Source organism: Moraxella nasibovis (assembly GCF_029581575.1).
GTDB classification, from domain to species: Bacteria; Pseudomonadota; Gammaproteobacteria; order Pseudomonadales; family Moraxellaceae; genus Moraxella; species Moraxella nasibovis.
The window spans coordinates 1,385,856-1,403,438 of the sequence record NZ_CP089975.1; the positions used below are offsets into that span (position 1 = coordinate 1,385,856).

At 44.5% G+C, this 17,583-nt stretch carries 18 protein-coding genes; 8 read left to right on the forward strand and 10 right to left on the reverse strand.

Going from position 1 to position 17,583, the window contains the following annotated elements; all coding sequences use genetic code 11:
* Positions 1-30: 30 nt before the first annotated feature.
* From LU290_RS06590 to ndk, 10 genes are all read right to left on the reverse strand, one after another.
* Positions 31-867, reverse strand: a complete 837-nt coding sequence (locus LU290_RS06590) for a YfgM family protein (RefSeq protein ID WP_277807817.1) — start codon at positions 865-867, stop codon at positions 31-33.
* 44 nt (positions 868-911) lie between these two features.
* On the reverse strand, positions 912-2,180 hold the full coding sequence (gene hisS / locus LU290_RS06595; RefSeq protein ID WP_277807818.1) for a histidine--tRNA ligase: 1,269 nt from the start codon (positions 2,178-2,180) through the stop codon (positions 912-914).
* A 31-nt stretch (positions 2,181-2,211) separates the two neighbouring features.
* Positions 2,212-3,063: a hypothetical protein gene (locus LU290_RS06600; RefSeq protein WP_277807819.1), complete on the reverse strand. Its 852-nt coding sequence runs from the start codon at positions 3,061-3,063 to the stop codon at positions 2,212-2,214.
* A 43-nt stretch (positions 3,064-3,106) separates the two neighbouring features.
* The gene (locus tag LU290_RS06605) at positions 3,107-3,679 is read right to left on the reverse strand and encodes a globin family protein (RefSeq protein ID WP_277807820.1); all 573 of its coding nucleotides are present in this window, start codon (positions 3,677-3,679) and stop codon (positions 3,107-3,109) included.
* A 64-nt stretch (positions 3,680-3,743) separates the two neighbouring features.
* Positions 3,744-4,862, reverse strand: coding sequence for a flavodoxin-dependent (E)-4-hydroxy-3-methylbut-2-enyl-diphosphate synthase (gene ispG, locus LU290_RS06610; protein WP_277807821.1), 1,119 nt, complete (start codon positions 4,860-4,862; stop codon positions 3,744-3,746).
* Between the two features lie 97 nt (positions 4,863-4,959).
* Positions 4,960-5,709, reverse strand: a complete 750-nt coding sequence (locus LU290_RS06615) for a helix-turn-helix domain-containing protein (protein ID WP_277807822.1) — start codon at positions 5,707-5,709, stop codon at positions 4,960-4,962.
* An 88-nt stretch (positions 5,710-5,797) separates the two neighbouring features.
* On the reverse strand, positions 5,798-6,601 hold the full coding sequence (locus tag LU290_RS06620) for a pilus assembly protein PilW (protein ID WP_277807823.1): 804 nt from the start codon (positions 6,599-6,601) through the stop codon (positions 5,798-5,800).
* A 68-nt stretch (positions 6,602-6,669) separates the two neighbouring features.
* Positions 6,670-7,878: a dual-specificity RNA methyltransferase RlmN gene (rlmN, locus tag LU290_RS06625; RefSeq protein ID WP_277807824.1), complete on the reverse strand. Its 1,209-nt coding sequence runs from the start codon at positions 7,876-7,878 to the stop codon at positions 6,670-6,672.
* Positions 7,879-7,952: 74 nt separating this feature from the next.
* Positions 7,953-8,933: a S66 family peptidase gene (locus tag LU290_RS06630; protein ID WP_277807825.1), complete on the reverse strand. Its 981-nt coding sequence runs from the start codon at positions 8,931-8,933 to the stop codon at positions 7,953-7,955.
* 105 nt (positions 8,934-9,038) lie between these two features.
* A complete protein-coding gene (gene ndk, locus LU290_RS06635; RefSeq protein ID WP_078254263.1) occupies positions 9,039-9,470 on the reverse strand; it encodes a nucleoside-diphosphate kinase in 432 nt (143 codons plus the stop codon).
* A gap of 505 nt (positions 9,471-9,975) precedes the next feature.
* Between ndk and LU290_RS06640 the strand changes: the two genes are divergently transcribed.
* The 8 genes from LU290_RS06640 (at position 9,976) to LU290_RS10680 (ending at position 17,551) form a co-directional block, all read left to right on the forward strand.
* The gene (locus tag LU290_RS06640; RefSeq protein WP_277807826.1) at positions 9,976-11,187 is read left to right on the forward strand and encodes an MFS transporter; all 1,212 of its coding nucleotides are present in this window, start codon (positions 9,976-9,978) and stop codon (positions 11,185-11,187) included.
* Positions 11,188-11,283: 96 nt separating this feature from the next.
* Positions 11,284-12,375, forward strand: a complete 1,092-nt coding sequence (gene ychF, locus LU290_RS06645) for a redox-regulated ATPase YchF (protein WP_277807827.1) — start codon at positions 11,284-11,286, stop codon at positions 12,373-12,375.
* A gap of 81 nt (positions 12,376-12,456) precedes the next feature.
* Positions 12,457-13,758: a hypothetical protein gene (locus LU290_RS06650; protein WP_277807828.1), complete on the forward strand. Its 1,302-nt coding sequence runs from the start codon at positions 12,457-12,459 to the stop codon at positions 13,756-13,758.
* 23 nt (positions 13,759-13,781) lie between these two features.
* Positions 13,782-14,018, forward strand: a complete 237-nt coding sequence (locus LU290_RS06655; protein ID WP_277807829.1) for a putative hemolysin — start codon at positions 13,782-13,784, stop codon at positions 14,016-14,018.
* A 158-nt stretch (positions 14,019-14,176) separates the two neighbouring features.
* The gene (locus LU290_RS06660; RefSeq protein ID WP_277807830.1) at positions 14,177-14,686 is read left to right on the forward strand and encodes a hypothetical protein; all 510 of its coding nucleotides are present in this window, start codon (positions 14,177-14,179) and stop codon (positions 14,684-14,686) included.
* Between the two features lie 248 nt (positions 14,687-14,934).
* On the forward strand, positions 14,935-15,645 hold the full coding sequence (locus LU290_RS06665; protein ID WP_277807831.1) for a TetR family transcriptional regulator: 711 nt from the start codon (positions 14,935-14,937) through the stop codon (positions 15,643-15,645).
* A gap of 197 nt (positions 15,646-15,842) precedes the next feature.
* Positions 15,843-16,682, forward strand: a complete 840-nt coding sequence (locus LU290_RS06670) for an exodeoxyribonuclease III (RefSeq protein ID WP_277807832.1) — start codon at positions 15,843-15,845, stop codon at positions 16,680-16,682.
* A 119-nt stretch (positions 16,683-16,801) separates the two neighbouring features.
* Entirely contained in the window at positions 16,802-17,551 is a 750-nt protein-coding gene (locus LU290_RS10680) for a glutathione peroxidase (RefSeq protein ID WP_370688523.1), read from the forward strand.
* Positions 17,552-17,583 lie beyond the last annotated feature (32 nt).

A 17,583-nucleotide genomic window follows, 5' to 3' on the forward strand; every position in this document is an offset into this window, starting at 1 on the left:
ATGACACATTACCCTTTTGTGTATTTTTGGTTATGAGCCGTCAGCCGTTTGCGCATTGGCATCGGCGTCATTTTGAGCATCCACCCCGCTCTCAGTGATGTTATCACCAGCATTGGCATCGCTCGTGTTTGGCTGACTTGGCGTTGCAACGACTGGCGTTCTTGGTGCAATCGGCGCAACTTCCACACCCAAAGATTGCAGTTTTAGGGTTAATACCGCACGGTTTTCTTGACGCTCACGCAGCGCCTCCCAAGCGGCGGCGTAGGCTTGCTTGGCTTGCTCGGTCTGGTTTTTGGTCACATGAATGTCGCCCAACAGCTCTTGTCGAGACGCCTCAAACGCCTGTGGCATCGGCTCATTCACCACCGTCAGCGCACCGTCAGCATCGCCATTGGCAAGCATTGCTTGTGCATAGCGCAGCTTAGTGATGGCAAGCAAGCCCTCGTCGATGACAGAGATTGTGGTGGCTTGATTGAGCGTCGTCACTGCACCTGCCAAATCATTGGCGTCTGTCTGCTGGCGTGCTTTGATCATCAGCGCCTGCCACGCATAAACGGTGTCGCCATGTGCTGCGACCAATTGATCAATATCAGCAAACAGCGCCGCCTCGTCGTTCGCCACGCTTTGTTTTGCCGCCGCATCCAAGTCTGGATTTTGCTGAGCGACTCTCAGCGCATTGCTGCGATCATCGATGGCAGTGTACATATCAGCCGCCGCCGTATCTACTTTGGCGTAGTTTTTTTGATAATATTCCCAGCCAAAATAACCCGCCAACACAAGCAGTATCACCATAACAATGGTGCCGCCGTGTTGTTTAAGTGCAGACATTGCCTGCTTGTCTGTCGTATTTGCTGATTGTTGTGACATGATGTTGCCTTTTTTGTGTTTTATAAAAATGAATGATAAAGCGATCAGTGACTAAAAAACCAATCTTTTGGCTGGGTGCTTTGCTCACCTGTGGTCATGTCTTTGACAGCAATCACGCCTTTTTCAATCTCATCATGACCCAAGACGACCGTGTATTTTGCACCTGACTTGTCTGCTTTTTTAAATTGGGATTTTAGGCTTGAGCCGTTTGCCATCTTAATACGCAAATCGCTGCGCTCATGACGAAGTTCTTCGGCAAAGATGATCGCCTGTGTATAAACCTCAGGATGCGCCACCACAAACACATCGCACTCTGCTTGGGCGGTCATCGGATTCACTGCCTCAATGAGTAGCATCAAGCGTTCAAGCCCCATCGCAAAGCCCACCGCAGGCTCGGACTGCTCAGGTTTGCCTTTTAATACACCCACCAAGCCATCGTAACGACCACCACCACAGACGGTTGCTTGTGAGCCCAATTTATCAGTTACCCATTCAAAGACGGTCTTATTATAATAATCAAGACCACGCACCAGCTTGTCATTCAGCTCAAATTCTACGCCAAGTGCCGTCAGATAAGCCTTGACCTGCTCCAAATGAGCCTTGCTCGCCTCGCCCAAAAAGTCGCTCAGTTTCGGAGCATTTTGCAAAATCACTTGGGTTTTTTCGTCTTTAGAATCCAAGATTCGCAAAGGATTGGTGTCAAGGCGACGCTGGCTGTCCTCATCAAGTGCGTCCTTATGTTCGGTCAAATACGCCACCAGTGCTTGCTTGTACGCCAGACGCTCGCTTGCCTCGCCTAATGTATTTAATTGCAAGCTGACATGATCGGCGATGCCTAATTTTTGCCAAAAACGATGAGTCATGGCAATCAATTCCGCCTCACCATCAGGCAGTTCATTGCCAAAAACTTCCACGCCCAGCTGATGAAACTGACGATAACGCCCTTTTTGTGGTCGCTCATAACGGAACATCGGACCGATGTACCACAATTTCGGTGCATCGCCTCTGAGCATATTGTGTTCAATCACTGCACGCACACAGCCTGCCGTCCCCTCTGGACGCAAGGTAAATGACGCACTCTCGCCATCTGCCTTACCGCCATGCACCACGCCGAACATTTCTTTTTCAACGATATCAGTCGCCTCGCCCACACCACGAGCAAACAACTGCGTCTCCTCCACCAACGGCAGACGAATCTGGCTATATCCATAGCCGTCCAGCACATCGCTTAAAATCTTCTCAACCTGACGCCATTTTTGTGTATCGTCTGGCAAGGCATCGTTAAAGCCACGAATGGCGGTAATTTTACTCATTTTTTAGATCCTGTATCACAATCACATTGATTTATTTACCCACTAAATTTGGGGCAAAATCTTTCATTTCATCGGTGCTTAATTTTCTAATTTGCGTTCTTAATATCCGCAAAGTCATGCCATTTTCCAAGCAATAAGGTGCGGCAATTTGGGCAAATTCAAAAGGTTGGCTTTCATCATAAGTAATTTCATTAAATCCATTGGAAAAAATCCAATCATCCACTTTAAATTCATGTCCACGAATAATCAATGCTTGTTTTTCGCTATCCCAATGTGTAACACCACTTGGAAAAACAGTTAAATAGTCATCACTCAATCCCAAACAACCATTTTTGTTTTCAAGCTTTGTCAAGCCTGCGGGCTCAACCTCTGCCTCGCCTTTATCTTCAAAAGGATAGGCAAAATATTGACCTTGCGGTGCGGCAAATTTTTTATCAAACATTGTGCCTAAATATACAATATTTCGCCCTTCTTGCAAACATTGTGTATTGGCTTGTTTGATAAATTGGTGCTGCTTTTTCGCCGAATAAGGTTCGTGACGCAAATAATTGGTAAAGATGTGATCGCCCAAACGATACTCGTCATTATATATGGTCAAAATTTGCTTTTGTTCATTCCAACTGGTAATGCCATCAGGAAATACGGGAATTGAATATTGACCGTCATCGTGTTTAATCAATAAACAACGATTTTCCAACACTACACGACCCAAAAAAGCAGGAGTATTCCCTTCACCACCAGCTTGTAAACCCCAAGAAAAATAAGGGCTTGCCTGTTCGGTTGGCTTTTGCACTGTCAAATTCTCTTGGGGTGTGTTAGGGTGTGTATTTGGGGTGCACGCCCATAATAAACCGCTTAACAATACAAGTGTTAAATTTTTCATTATTTTACACCCAAAAAACCAATTAAATATTTGCTTTAAATACTCACTTAATACGACATTTTTGTTTTGCTTCTGCTATCATTTCGTTAAATCTAGCCTTTTGTGTTTCATTAAAAGCATCTGTATTAGCAAATGATTGATTTGCTTTTTGTAATGCACCACTATCAATAGCTTTCTGTAAATCAGCGATTGCTTCTTGATAACGACCTTCAATTTCTTTATCTGTAATAGAATAATATTTATTGAAAACATAATCGGCTTGACGATTTTTAAGTTTTTCCAATGCCTGTTCTGGCGTTAACCCCATCCGCATAAACTCATGGGCAAAAAATGAATATGAATGAGTATGTAGTTGTCTTAGTGTTCTGATTTCAGCTTCTGTAAAGTTATCTTTTAAGATTTTTTCAATAGTATATGAATACAACCAAAAATTATCTTTATTTAAAAAACAAACCTTTTGATTTTCTGTAATATCATTAAAACCTTTGCTAGTCTGATAAACAAGAAAATCTTTATAATACCTGGCTTCACCACTAGCAACACGCATATTCACTATCTCTGCCATTGTAGGCATTACAGATAACAAGGCAGATAATAAAATGACATATTTTAACATAGGCATACTCTCATTAATTTCTTTTTAGAGTTTTGATGATATGGGTTAAGCTTTCATCACCCCCTTATTGCGAAACCCTTAAAATCTCATTCGCCCTTTTATCTGCCAAAGCCTTTGCTTTTTCCCGTACCATTTGTTCAATTTCGTCCACCAGTTTGGCGGTGTCAATCAAATGACTTTTATCGCCATTTTTATACACTAGGCTGTTAGGATTTGCCCCCACCACGCCAATGTCAGCTTCCTTTGCCTCGCCAGGTCCATTGACTTTACAGCCAATCACCGACACATCCATCGGCTCACGAATGTCCTCTAATCGTGCTTCAAGCTCAGTCATTACCTTAATGACATTAAATTCTTGGCGGCTACAAGATGGGCAAGCGATAAAATTTACGCCATTACTACGAATGCCCAAAGATTTTAAAATATCAAAGCCGATTTTAATCTCTTCTTCGGGTTCGGCGGCGAGCGAAATTCGCATGGTATCGCCAATGCCTTCAAGCAAAAGTCCGCCGAGCGCAATCGCACTTTTTACCGTGCCTGTGCGGTACACGCCTGCTTCGGTAACGCCAAGATGAAGTGGGCAATCCACCTGCTTAGAAATCAAGCGATAAGCGTCCATCGTCAAAAAAACATTGCTCGCCTTGACCGAAATTTTATAATCAAAAAAATCGTGGCGGTCAAGAATGTCAATATGACGCATGGCAGATTCTAGCATTGCCTCACCTGTCGGTTCGCCATATTTTTTTTGTAAGTCTTTTTCAAGTGAGCCAGCATTCACGCCAATACGAATCGGCAAGCCGTGATGTTTGGCACAGGCAATAACTTCTTTAATTTTTTGTTCGTTACCGATGTTACCAGGGTTAATGCGTAAGCAGTCCGCCCCATTTTCCGCCACCGCCAAGGCAATTTTATAATCAAAATGAATGTCGGCAATCAGGGGAATATTGACCCGTTTACGAATCTCGCCAAACGCCGCCACGCTCTCCATCGTTGGTGTGGACACTCGCATCAAATCCGCCCCTGCATCGACACAGCGCTGAATCTGAGCAACCGTCGCCTCTACATCGCAAGTGTCGGTGTTGGTCATGGACTGCACGGAAATGGGCGCATCGCCACCGATGGCGACATTACCGACCATGATTTTGCGAGTGGGGCGGCGGATGATGGGAGAATGATGAGACATAATGAACGCTTTATCCTGTTGTTTTATAAGAGTTTTTTGGCAAAATCAACCAAAATACAGACAGTCGCCCAAAAAAAGACGACCGCCTGCGACGAATTTATTGCAAAGTCAAAGACGCTTTGCCATTGGTGATGTGCTCACCCAGCTTGACCGCACTGCCATTAAAATTCAAATCCACCTGCGCAGGATTATCAATCTCAACTTTCATCGGCACCGCCCCTTGAATGGTGTAGTTGCCTCGTGGCTGATTACCCTGCAACAGCACATTGCCAGACGCATCAGTGATGACGACATTCACATCGCCCTTAGAACGCACTTCCACAGACGCCACGCTACTGGTGATCGCCGCACCCACCGCCTGATCGTTTTGCGTCATGACCGATGAATGCCGTTCTGGGCGAGGCTCATCATCCTTGATGGCATTACTAATGACTTTTAACAAAATGAATGCCAAAGCAAGCAAAGCCAATGCACCGATGATCAGCGCAGGATTAAAACGCAGCTTTGAACGATCTCGCTGCAAAGTCCCCATTGGCACCAGTGGCGCCTTGATGTCGCTTGCCTTCGTCTGGCGTAGCGTGCTGGGGTACGCCTTTTCAAAGCTGAGCGCAATGTCGTTTGCGTCCAGACCCAGATATTTGGCATAATTAATGATAAAGCCCTTGGCGAAGGCAAATTTTGGCATGGCGTCAAAATTTTCTTCTTCAAATGCCTGTAAATAACGCTTTAAGACATTCAGCTCACGAGATGCCTCGTCAATTGTTACGCCTTTTGCTGTGCGTGCGCTTTTTAGGCGGCTGCCAAAAATACTGGTTGGTTTTGGCTCGTTGGTTGCTTGATTAGCCACTCATACACTCCAATCATCACATTTGTTAGGTTACATTTTTTAATAAAAATATTAAAAAATCTTAAATATTCATTCGGACAAAACCGAGCTAATGTCCCACATCGCTCAATGTCACTTGACCGCCCTTAGGATACTTATCCAAAAGCATCTGCACAAGCATCAGCTGTTTTGGCTCATCGTTCGTCTGCTTGGCGATATGAATGCCCAAGACGAGCAATTTTTCATGCCAAGCAGTGATCGGCGCTTGACGATAAAGCCCATCAAGTAGCGCCTTGGCTTGGGTGATATTACCCCGCTCAATCAGGTGGGTCAGCAGCTGCTCATACACCAGAAGGTTTAGGCTGCCACCATCGATGGCACGGTAAAACGCCGCCTCTGCACGCGCCTTATCGCCCAGCGTCATCAAGGCAAAGCCAAGATTCTCCAAAGCTTGAATGCGCCCTTCATAGCCCAAAGTACTACCCGCCCGCTCAAAATAACCGACCGCTTCCGCCGCTCGCCCCGCCTGCACCAAATACACGCCATAATTATTATAAGCACGCATAAAATCAGCATCCAAGCGAATCGCCATACGAAAAAACCCATCCGCTTTGGCAAGGTTTTGCTGACTGCCTTCGGTTTGCAGCAGCACGCCCATCATGTCATGACTTGGGGCAAACCTGTCATCAGCCGCCATCGCCATGTCCAGCTGACGCTTGGCATCGTCCAGCCTGCCTGCCAAAATAAACTGCCCTGCCATCTGCGTACGAATCTTAGCAACCTGCGTTTTGTCGGTGAAATTATTTTTACCATAATCACTGGCATGACCTGAGCCGTGCTGAGCACTTTGGCACGCCCACAGCATGACGCTAAGCACCGCCACCACACTTATTTTAAAGGCTTTTTGTTTCATCCGTTTCACCATCGCCCCATCATTCTAGCAAGTCTTTTATGATTTTGCCAATATATTTAGCAAATCCATCAAGCGCTCGGCTGGCGCTTTTCAATGCTTTCTTGCCATTTTTTGGCTCGGCGAGTGCGGTCGGCAACTTGTCCAACCAGCTGTCCGCACGCCGCATCAATGTCATCGCCACGAGTTTGGCGAATGGTGCAAACAAAGCCTGCATTATTTAAAATGTTGCTAAAAGCGTGAATGCGGTTGTTGCTTGAGCGGTCATACGGCGCGTGCGGAAATGGATTGAACGGAATCAAGTTAATCTTACTTGGTAAGCCGTCCAGCAAATTTGCCAACTGACGAGCGTGTTCATCGCTGTCATTGACCCCAGCAAGCATCACATATTCGATGGTTACATGCTTTTTGTGGCGTGGATTTTCGTCATACACATAGGCTTTGGCGGCTTTAATTAGCTCACTTAGCGGATATTTTTTGTTAATCGGCACAAGCTCGTCACGAAGCTTATCATTGGGAGCGTGCAGGCTGATGGCAAGTGCCACATCAATGTCTTTGGCAAGGTCGTACATTTTTGGCACAACGCCCGAAGTGGATAAGGTAACACGGCGTTTTGATAAGCCAAAAGCATGATCATCAAGCATCAGACTCATGCTCGCCACCACAGGGTCGTAGTTCAAAAGTGGCTCGCCCATGCCCATCATCACCACATTGGTAACACGATTTTCACGCTCCAAGACAGGCACATCCTCCATATAGGATTGGTTGGCGACCCACAGCTGACCGATGATTTCGCTGGGCGTTAAATCTCGCTCAAAGCCTTGTTTGCCTGTACTACAAAATGAACAATCCAACGCACAGCCCACCTGCGATGAGATACACAAAGTCTTTCGCCCAAACTGCTTACCATCCTCGGCAGGAATCAGCACCGTCTCAACCAACGAACCGCCCGCCACTTCAAAGACCCATTTGCGAGTGCCGTCATTGCTAAACTCTTTGTATTTGGCCGTAGGCGGTGTGACACACGCCATTTCGTGCAATTTTTCTTGCAGTTTTTTGGAAATGTTGGTCATCTGATAAAAATCGGTCACGCCATATTGATAAATCCATTTCATCACTTGCGTGGCACGGAATTTTTTCTCCCCCAATTGCTCAAAAAACTGTTCAAGCTCGGCTTTGGACATACCCAAAAGGTTGGTTTTTTTAGACAAATCATCACACTCATCAATTTGAGCAGGATTAAATGAATTAACAACAGGGATTTTTTGGCTAATTGACATGGCTTTTTTATCAAAAATAAGAAATAAAACGACCTATTATACTAAATTTTTACCCTAAAGTCATAATTTTTGGCTTAGCATTCATGGATTTTGATGGATAAACGATGCGTATTAATGCTTGCCATCGCCCCCAATGTTAAAGTAAACAAAGGCTGCGTATGTGCAAAATCCAAATCTGTCATCACAGGGATTGTTTTTAATTGTGGATATTTATCCAAAATAAACCGCAACACCTCGTCGCTCATCTGGCATTTTTTTGGAAAACGCCCAAGCAACAGTGCGTTTGGATTGGGATACACTTGCAAAATCGCTGTCATTTGACGCAAGATGCCGTATCTGTCATAGCCCTCACCTACCTCCAAAAATAACACATAGCCTTCGTCCATTTGTGCCACTTTTGGTGCATAAGGCGTGCCATTAAGCAAGGCAAAAGTAGCAAGGTTACCGCCAATAATCCGACCCGATGCACACCCATGTGTATAAACACGCCACTTTGTTGGATAAAAAGTTCGCTGGGCATTTGGCAAAAACCACGCATCGCTTGACCATTGCTCAGATGGTACTAATTCGTACTGATGATTGGTCATTGCCAAAAGCCAAGCCTTGCTTTGATAATCTTGCAATTCATTCATTTTAAACGATGAATAATTCGCCCCCATGTAAGTTGCCACGCCTGCTTGTGTTAAAATCGCATGCAATAAAGCTGTGGTATCCGAATAACCGCAGATGATTTTTGGATTTTTTCGAATCAACTCATAATCCAAATAAGGCAATAATTCATTACAATTAAACCCACCAATCGTCGCCAAAATCGCCTGCACGCTTGTATCGGCAAAAGCATCGTGCAAATCCGCCACTCTCTCATCAATGCTGGCAGAATAAAACAAATCATTGGCATGATAATTCTTTGAAAAAGACACCCGAAAACCCAGACGCTCCAGTCGGTCTTTGGCAGATAGATTGGCATCAAAACCGCCAATTCTCTCGATAGATGATGACGGGCTGACAATGCGAATGTGGTCACCTTGCTTGAGCTTGGCAGGATAAATGATCATTACTTTACTTCCCTATTATAATCTTAGCAATTTCTTAAAAAAACAAAAGCGACCGCCAAACGACAGTCGCTTTTTTGTGCAAAAAATCAATCTTGCCAGCACGGATTAGCGAGTGCGTGGGAAAATCTCATCAGCACCAAAGAAGTAAGCGATTTCACGCTCAGCAGATGCCACAGAGTCAGAACCGTGAGCAGCGTTTTCGTCAATGCTGACAGCAAAATCTGCACGGATCGTACCAGCAGCAGCTTCTTGTGGGTTGGTCGCACCTAGGATATCACGATGCGCTAGAACGGCATTTTCGCCTTCTAGTACAGACACCACAACAGGACCAGAAGTCATGAATGCCACTAGGTCAGCAAAGAAACCACGCTCTTTATGCTCAGCGTAGAAACCTTCTGCTTCTGCTTGAGTTAGGTGCTTATATTTCATCGCAACTGGCTTAAGACCAGCTTTTTCAAAACGAGCAACGATGTCGCCGATGTGGTTTTTGCCAACTGCGTCTGGCTTGATGATAGATAAAGTGCGTTCGATAGCCATAGGAATATCCTTTTTTGCTAATGAGTTAAGGGAAAAGATAAAATAATTAACCAGACGGATTATACCAATTTTTTTGGCAATTTACAGCCTTTTACCAAAAAATATTTCCATCACCATCCTTTATTGATTATATATTAAAAATAAAAGTTGATATTATAAAAAATAATACTTATCAATAAAACCCGTTTATTTATGCAAAATTTGCATGAAATATTTTTGTACAAAATCCATGATAAGACATTGATTTGAATATATCTATACCAAAATAACTTCAAAATTATCACAAAGTTGATTTTGGGCGTATGGTGTGTATCACGCATCATTAAAGGGTTTGTAATAAAAAAACGGTGCGTAGCATCAACCTTACAACTTGTCGTATTTTTCAGGCTTGGCTGGTATCTTAGACACCAAAAGCTCTTGATAACTCAGTGGCTTTTTTTTGTGCCCTTTTCATGGCTATCAGACTGATTTCACGCTATAATGTGCTTTTTTTGCCGACCCAGCCATGTCTATATCCAAGCTTCTAAGCCGCCATCCAGCTGTTGCTCAGTTCAACCAAACCGTTTGGGCGATGCTCTCAGGCATTTTTGTGGTGCGTATCAGTTACTTTATGTCGTGGCCATTTTTGATTATCGTTTTGAATAATCACCCTAGTGTGTCTGCGATGGGCGTGGGGATTATTTTAGGATTTTCAGCAGGCATTGCGGCGTTATCGGCAGTATATATCGGCTATTTGGCGGATAAATTTGGCGAAAAACCCTTACTGATGACAGGCTGTCTGGTTGGCATGGTATGCTATGTGCTATTGCCCTTTGCCAATAGTTTTTGGCAGTATTTTACCATCATGGCGTGCCTCGGTCTGGTGCGTCCACTCGTCGAAGTTGTCGGCAAGACCATCATGTGCAACCAGCTTGTCAAGCCGTCAGATCGAGAGACTGCGTTATATATCCGCTATTTTTTGATCAATGTTGCAGGTGCGATCGGACCACTACTTGGACTCTGGGCGGGGCTTCGCCATGCTGACACGCTGTTCACACTCACAGGCATTGCTTATTTTTGTTTTTGTATTTGGATATATCGCCTGATTGATCACACACGCCCAGTGCGTACAGAGACCCTGCCAAGCTTTCATAGCACACTCAATGTCATCCGCCAAGACTTGCTGTTTTTGACCTTGCTGATTGCCATCTTTTTGATTCTGATTGTTTATTCACAGGCAAGTGCTACCGTGCCACAGCTCATCACAGCACTCATGGGTAATGATGCAGCACAGCTGATTGTACTCTTAACTGTGGTGAACTGTGTGACGGTTGTTGTGTTGCAGTTTCCACTGTTAAAATTATTCAAACGATTGGATATTAGCACTCGCACCCAGATTGGGCTGCTCTGTTTATTCGCCTCTCAAGTCTTGTTTTTAGTGATGGATCAACAGTCGATATTGGCGTGGGCGGCGGCATTTTTTGTGTTCAGTCTTGCTGAAGTTATTGTCATCCCTACCATCAGTGTGCATATTGATAGCTTTGCCAAACCAGGTCTGCGTGGCAGTTATTTTGGTGCAGCAGCATTTAGCGAGCTTGGTAGTGCTTTAGGTCCGATGTTCGGTGCTTTGATGATTAGTCAATTTTCAGATACGCATTATTTTGTTGCAACCATAACAATCTGCCTAATTTTGATGGTGATTTATGGTGTGATTCGCCATAAGCAAACAAAATATTAGCAAGCATTTATCGGTTAGATTTGGTATAATAGACAGATTGGTTTTTGACCTTTTTAACTTAGCAACCATCAAATTAACCATCAAAAAGAGAATATCATGGGCTTTAATTGCGGTATCGTCGGCTTGCCAAATGTCGGCAAATCTACTTTGTTCAACGCCTTAACCAAAGCAGGCATTGCAGCAGAAAACTTTCCATTTTGTACCAAAGATCCAAACACTGGCATCGTGCCTGTGCCAGATCCACGCCTAAAAGCATTGGCAAATATCGTAAAACCCGAGCGAGTCATTCCAACCAGTATGGAATTTGTGGACATCGCAGGCTTGGTAGCAGGCGCATCCAAGGGCGAAGGTATGGGCAACCAATTTCTTGCCAACATTCGTGAAACCGACGCCATTGCCCATGTGGTTCGCTGCTTTGATGATGACAATGTCATTCATGTCGATGGTCGTGTCAATCCGCTATCGGACATCGAGACCATCAACACCGAGCTGTCATTGGCGGATTTGGATGCGGTTACTCGTGCCATCACCAACCTAAACAAAAAAGCCAAAGGCGGCGACAAAGACGCTCAAGCTGCCCTAGCCGTGTTCCAAAAAATTGAGCCATTCTTGGCGGACGGTAAACCTGCTCGTATGGCAAATCTTGACGACGACGAGAAAAAACTCATCAAATCATACGGTCTAATCACCCTAAAACCTGTGATGTACATCGCCAATGTCTCTGAGGACGGCTTTGAAAACAATCCATATCTGGATCAAGTGCGTGAATTTGCCGCCAGTGAAGATGCGATCGTCGTGCCACTTTGTAACCAAATCGAGGCGGAAATCGCTCAGCTTGACGAAGAAGAAAAAGCAGAGTTTTTGGAAGGCATGGGCATGGAGGAGGCAGGTTTGGATCGTGTGATTCGAGCTGGCTACGAGCTACTAAACCTACAAACCTATTTCACCGCAGGCGTCAAAGAAGTGCGCGCTTGGACGGTCAAAGTCGGTGCCACCGCGCCGGAGGCGGCAGGCGTGATTCATACCGACTTTGAGCGAGGCTTTATCCGTGCTGAGGTCATCGCTTATGACGACTTCATCGAGTATGGCGGCGAAAAAGGTGCAGCCGCAGCAGGCAAATCTCGCCTAGAAGGCAAAACCTACATCACCCAAGACGGCGACGTGATGCATTTTAGATTTAATGTGTAAAATATGATTTGATAAAATAAAGGGTGTATGGATATATGCCCTTTATTATAAATTATTATTGAAATAAATAAGGTAGTTTTTATGAAAATCGCCTTACCCCTAACCGCCCTATTATTACTCACCGCCTGCCATAATAATCAAGGGCAAGATACAAAATCACAATTGGATAATAACCAAGTCAAACAACAAAATACCACCCCTTTAATAGAAGTTACACCTCAAGACAATAAAGAAATCCAACAAGAAACCAATAAGCCAAAAGAAACAAGGACAGGTGATATTTTTGATAATGGGTTTGTCATTGATGATTATCCTTTATTGATTGAAAAAATCAGCGAGCAAGATTTTACCAAAGCATTAGACAAATTATCAATAGAAAATTCAACCATTACCACAGGATTTGATGACATCAATCATGCCAAAGTGGCATTAAAAGGCGTGATAGAAGTTGATGAAAATGACTTAATTACTCAAATTAATGCAAAAAATGGCAATACCGTCAAACTCTTAGCGGATTTTGAATTTTATAATGCAGATGAAAATACTTTATCCATTATCATGGACGATGGTTATTCTGGTATTAGTCTAAATACAGGTAAACTTATTGGTACTTATAGACTTAATTCTTTTGCCTCCCCCAATAAACTCTATCGTTTTTCTGGCACGGCATACGAAGGCTGTGCTTATCCTTTTGTTGAAAAATATATTAACAATGAATGGGTAGCCATTATTCGTTTAGATGATATTTTTAACCAAACCATTAGCAAACAGGATAATCAACTGGAGATTTGTGGTTATCAATTTGGGTTTTTTGAAAGTAATCAAATCGCCTATATTAAAGTTACAAAAAATAAAGAAACCGATGACAGTGATTATTATAAAATTTATTTTAAATTTGATGAATTCACAAATTCATTTGATTTAACCACCATTCCCCAAAAACCCTTACCCTTAGAAGTGGCGATTGACTTTGATAATTATGAACAATTCACTTATTTAAATAAAAACCAAGCCAAATTCTTTGCTGGACTTTATCCTACCGCCAAAGAGATTGTTATTTTGGGTAAGGTTTCATACAATCCTGACATTACAAGTTTAATAATGACATTTTCTAATACAGAAAATGAACACGAACTTATCACTCATCTTATCAATATTGACAAAAACGGCAATATCATTGATACACTTAATATTGCTTATGATGAAATTGCTGAAAGCTGGTCAAAAACTACTTCTGCATTACAAAAAGAACAAATCACAGTAACCGATTTTCACGATGGCGACCCCACCCAAGAAAATAGTTACAAAATAGATGATAAAGGCTATTTTTATTTGGTGGACAGTAAAGACTTTACCAACCAAGAAAATAGTAATGACAATTAACCCAACCACTCAATAGGTGCTTTATGAAACTTTTATTCCCCCTCACCGCCCTTTTAATCTTAACCGCTTGTTCTATCAGCGTCATTCCCACCGATGTTAAAGTGGTCGGTATTTCTACCCCTGCCACCGAATTTTGCTTACAGCAAAAAGGCTTTATCAATCCCACCACTGTCAATGGCAAACAAGTCAATATTTGTGAATTGCCAAACGGTCAAAAAGTGGAAGTCAATGCGCTGTATCGGGCAAATGGCGGCAAATAAAGCGCCCTAGCAAGCCATCGCCAAGTTTTATTTATCTTATCGGATGACATTGATCAGACGCCATAAGATTTGGCGATTTTTTATGTATTTTTTAAGCATTTTCTTTTTGTGAAAAATTCATTATAATATAGCATTATTTTAAACATTGGAGATAAATCATGAACAAAGTCATTGTTGCATCACTTAGCTGCGCCCTACTGCTGGCAGCTTGCGACAAAAAACCTGCCGACACCGAAACACCAAGCGCAGCTACCGAAACAGCGCCAGCCACCCAAGCTGCGCCACTACACACCCAAGAAGGCGAGCATGAACATGGTGAGCATGAGCACGCAGAACACGCACATGACCATGCGCACGGTCACAGCCACAGTCATGATCATAGCCACGGTCATGCACACGATCACAGCCATGACGCAGGGGATGCTTATCAATGCGGTGACAAAACCGTCCACATCGCCATTCATGACCACGAAGGCGAGATCGAAGCACATCTGACCACAGATGACATCACCTACGACCTAAATCAAGACACAGCAAACACAAAGCATTTCACCACGGATAATGGCATTGAAGGCGAGGACAAGCCGATGACCCTTGTGGTGGATGGCAACAAAGCGCAGGTCTTAAAAGCCGACAACAGCGTGCTACTTGACTGCACCAAATCCTAAGCTTTACAAATCCTAAAACTTAGAAAATCCAAAACCTAAGTCATTCAGATTGGCTTTTAGGGCTTGTTTTGCAAGCCCTTTATCAGCTTTTGACTTACAGGCATGAAGCACGCTGTCGATAAGACCAAAACCGCCACTTGTCCGTCATAAAATGCAACATTTTATGAATTTGATTGAAAATATCAGCGATTTTATTATAATATACACTCATTCACCAAAGTGTACGCCACTCACACACGGACATCATCATGACCCAAGACAGACCTGCCACCCGTGAACAAAAAAAACGCCAAACCCGCCAAGCATTTTTTAATGCCGTACTAGATCTTTGCATGACTGGGCAAGGTTACAGCTCGATCAGCCTGCGCCAAGTGACTCGTGAAGTGGGCGTTGTGCCGACCGCTTTTTACCGTCATTTTGATGACATGGAAAGTCTAGGCAAGGCACTGGTTGAAGATGAGCTGGGCAGTGCGATGGCGATGCTGCGTGAGCACATGCAGCTGGGCAAAAAACGCAGCTTTGAGAGACAAATCGCCAAAAGCGTTCAGCTATTTTTTAAGGCGGTGGATGCGCAGCCACGCTATTGGCAGTTTATCGCCAGTGAGCGCTTTGGTGGCTCTGAGTCGGTGCGCCGCGCCGTCAGCGAGCAGATTAAGTTTTTTGCCAAAGTCATGAGTGACGATTTGGCACTACAACCTGCCTTTGAACACATCGACGCCAAAGACCGCTATCTTTTGGCGGAAATCGGTGTCAATCTGAGCTTTTCGTGGATCATTGATTGGCTTGAACTGACTTATTTACCAAGCCTGACAGACGAAGATGACGACGAACGCACACCCCCTGCCGAGCTAGAAAACCAAAAGAAAGCCATGCTACACCGCTGCACCCGTCAGATGCAGATGTTACTGTATGGCGCTTACAACTGGAAATCCAACGAAGAAACCCTGCTTGATGATTGATTTTGCGCCCGCCATCTTTGGTCGCAGCGCCTATTTAGGCTGATTTTTTCAAAGATGGCAGCATCATCAGTGCAATCATACTGCAATCATACAGGGCAAACCCACCATCTCTTATAAATTCACACAAACCTACATCGATTTTGAAAATCTGTGCTAAAATAACTGATTTTTCACACAATAACCAACAAACCCAAGCCATGCCTTATTTACACCGCCCAAAATCCCACCACCCCCTTAATAATGCCGAACGCCTACTTCGAGTCATCTCCATCAATGTCAATGGACTCAGAGCTGCTGAGAAAAAAGGACTGTTTGACTGGCTGGCGGTGTGCGAGGCCGATGTCGTGTGCATGCAAGAGACCCGCATCACACACGAGCAGTGGACGGACAAATTTAAGCCTGAGGGCTGGTATGCCGAGCTGTTTCCTGCCGAGCGTGCAGGCTATGCTGGCACAGCGATTTATAGCCGCTTGCCGATGGTGTCGGTGAGTCGTGGTCTTGGTTTTGAGCTGGCTGATTCACAGGGGCGATTTATCACCGCTGAATTCAATCTTGGCTTGGAAAAACCCGTATTCATCTCATCTTTGTATCTGCCATCTGGCTCATCAGGCGATGAGGCACAAGCACGCAAAGACTTGTTTTTGGACGAGTACAAAGCCATCCTAAAACGCTGGCGAGAGGAAGAAAAATCCGTCATCATCTGTGGCGACTACAACATCGTGCACAAACGCATCGACATCAAAAACTGGTCTGGCAATCAAAAAGCGTCCGGCTGTCTGCCGCACGAGCGGGCGTGGCTTGATCATATTTATGATACGCTCGGCTATGTGGACACTTTTCGTGTGGTGCGCAAAGAGGCAGATGTCTATTCGTGGTGGTCAAATCGTGGGCAGGCTCGCGCCAAGAATGTCGGTTGGCGAATTGATTATCACGCCTGCTCGCCCGACTGGCGTGAGCGTGCGGTGGGTGCTTGGGTGTACAAAGACACTTGGTTTTCAGACCACGCCCCTGTCGTCATTGACTATTTGCTAAGCTAAGTTTAGAGGTACACATCAAAAGATGTAAAATGCGTTAAAATATAGTGAAATAATCTCATGCTTGATGAGCCAAATTGTAATCAAGCACCGTTTTCAACTCAACAAACCAAGGAGCAATCATGGCATTTAATGACATGGTCGCTCAAAAAGTACCGAGCGTTACTTTCCACACTCGCCAAGGCGACAACTGGGTCGATGTGACCACTGACGAGCTATTTAATGGCAAAAAAGTCGTACCATTCTCTCCACCAGGCGCTTTCACACCCACCTGCTCATCCACACACCTCCCTCGCTACAACGAGCTGGCTGGCGAATTTAAAAAACTTGGCATTGATGACATCATCTGCGTCTCTGTCAATGATACTTTCGTCATGAACGCTTGGGCAGCTGACCAAGAATGTGGCAACATCCGTATCATTCCAGATGGTAATGACGAATTCACCAAAGGCATGGGTCGTTTGGTCGGCAAAGAAAATCTTGGCTTTGGTCCTCGCTCATGGCGCTACTCAATGCTGGTGGACAATGGCACCATCGTCAAAATCTTTGACGAGCCAGAAAAAGATGGCGACCCGTTTGAAGTCTCTGATGCCGACACCATGATCCGCTATTTGGACAACAACTGGCAGGACAAGCCATCAGTTGCCATCATCACCAAGCCAGGCTGCCCACACTGCGCCAAGGCAAAAGCATCACTTGCTGAGCGTGGCTTAGCCTATGAAGAGATCATCTTGGGTCGTGATGCGTCGATGACTTCTGTGCGCGCCATCACTGGTCGTGAGACTGCGCCACAAGTATTCATCGGCGGTCAGCACATCGGTGGTAATGATGAGCTACAAGCCCACCTAAACAGCGCTGAATGCACGCTATGATCATAGGCTTTTTTAGCATAATGGGGATGATG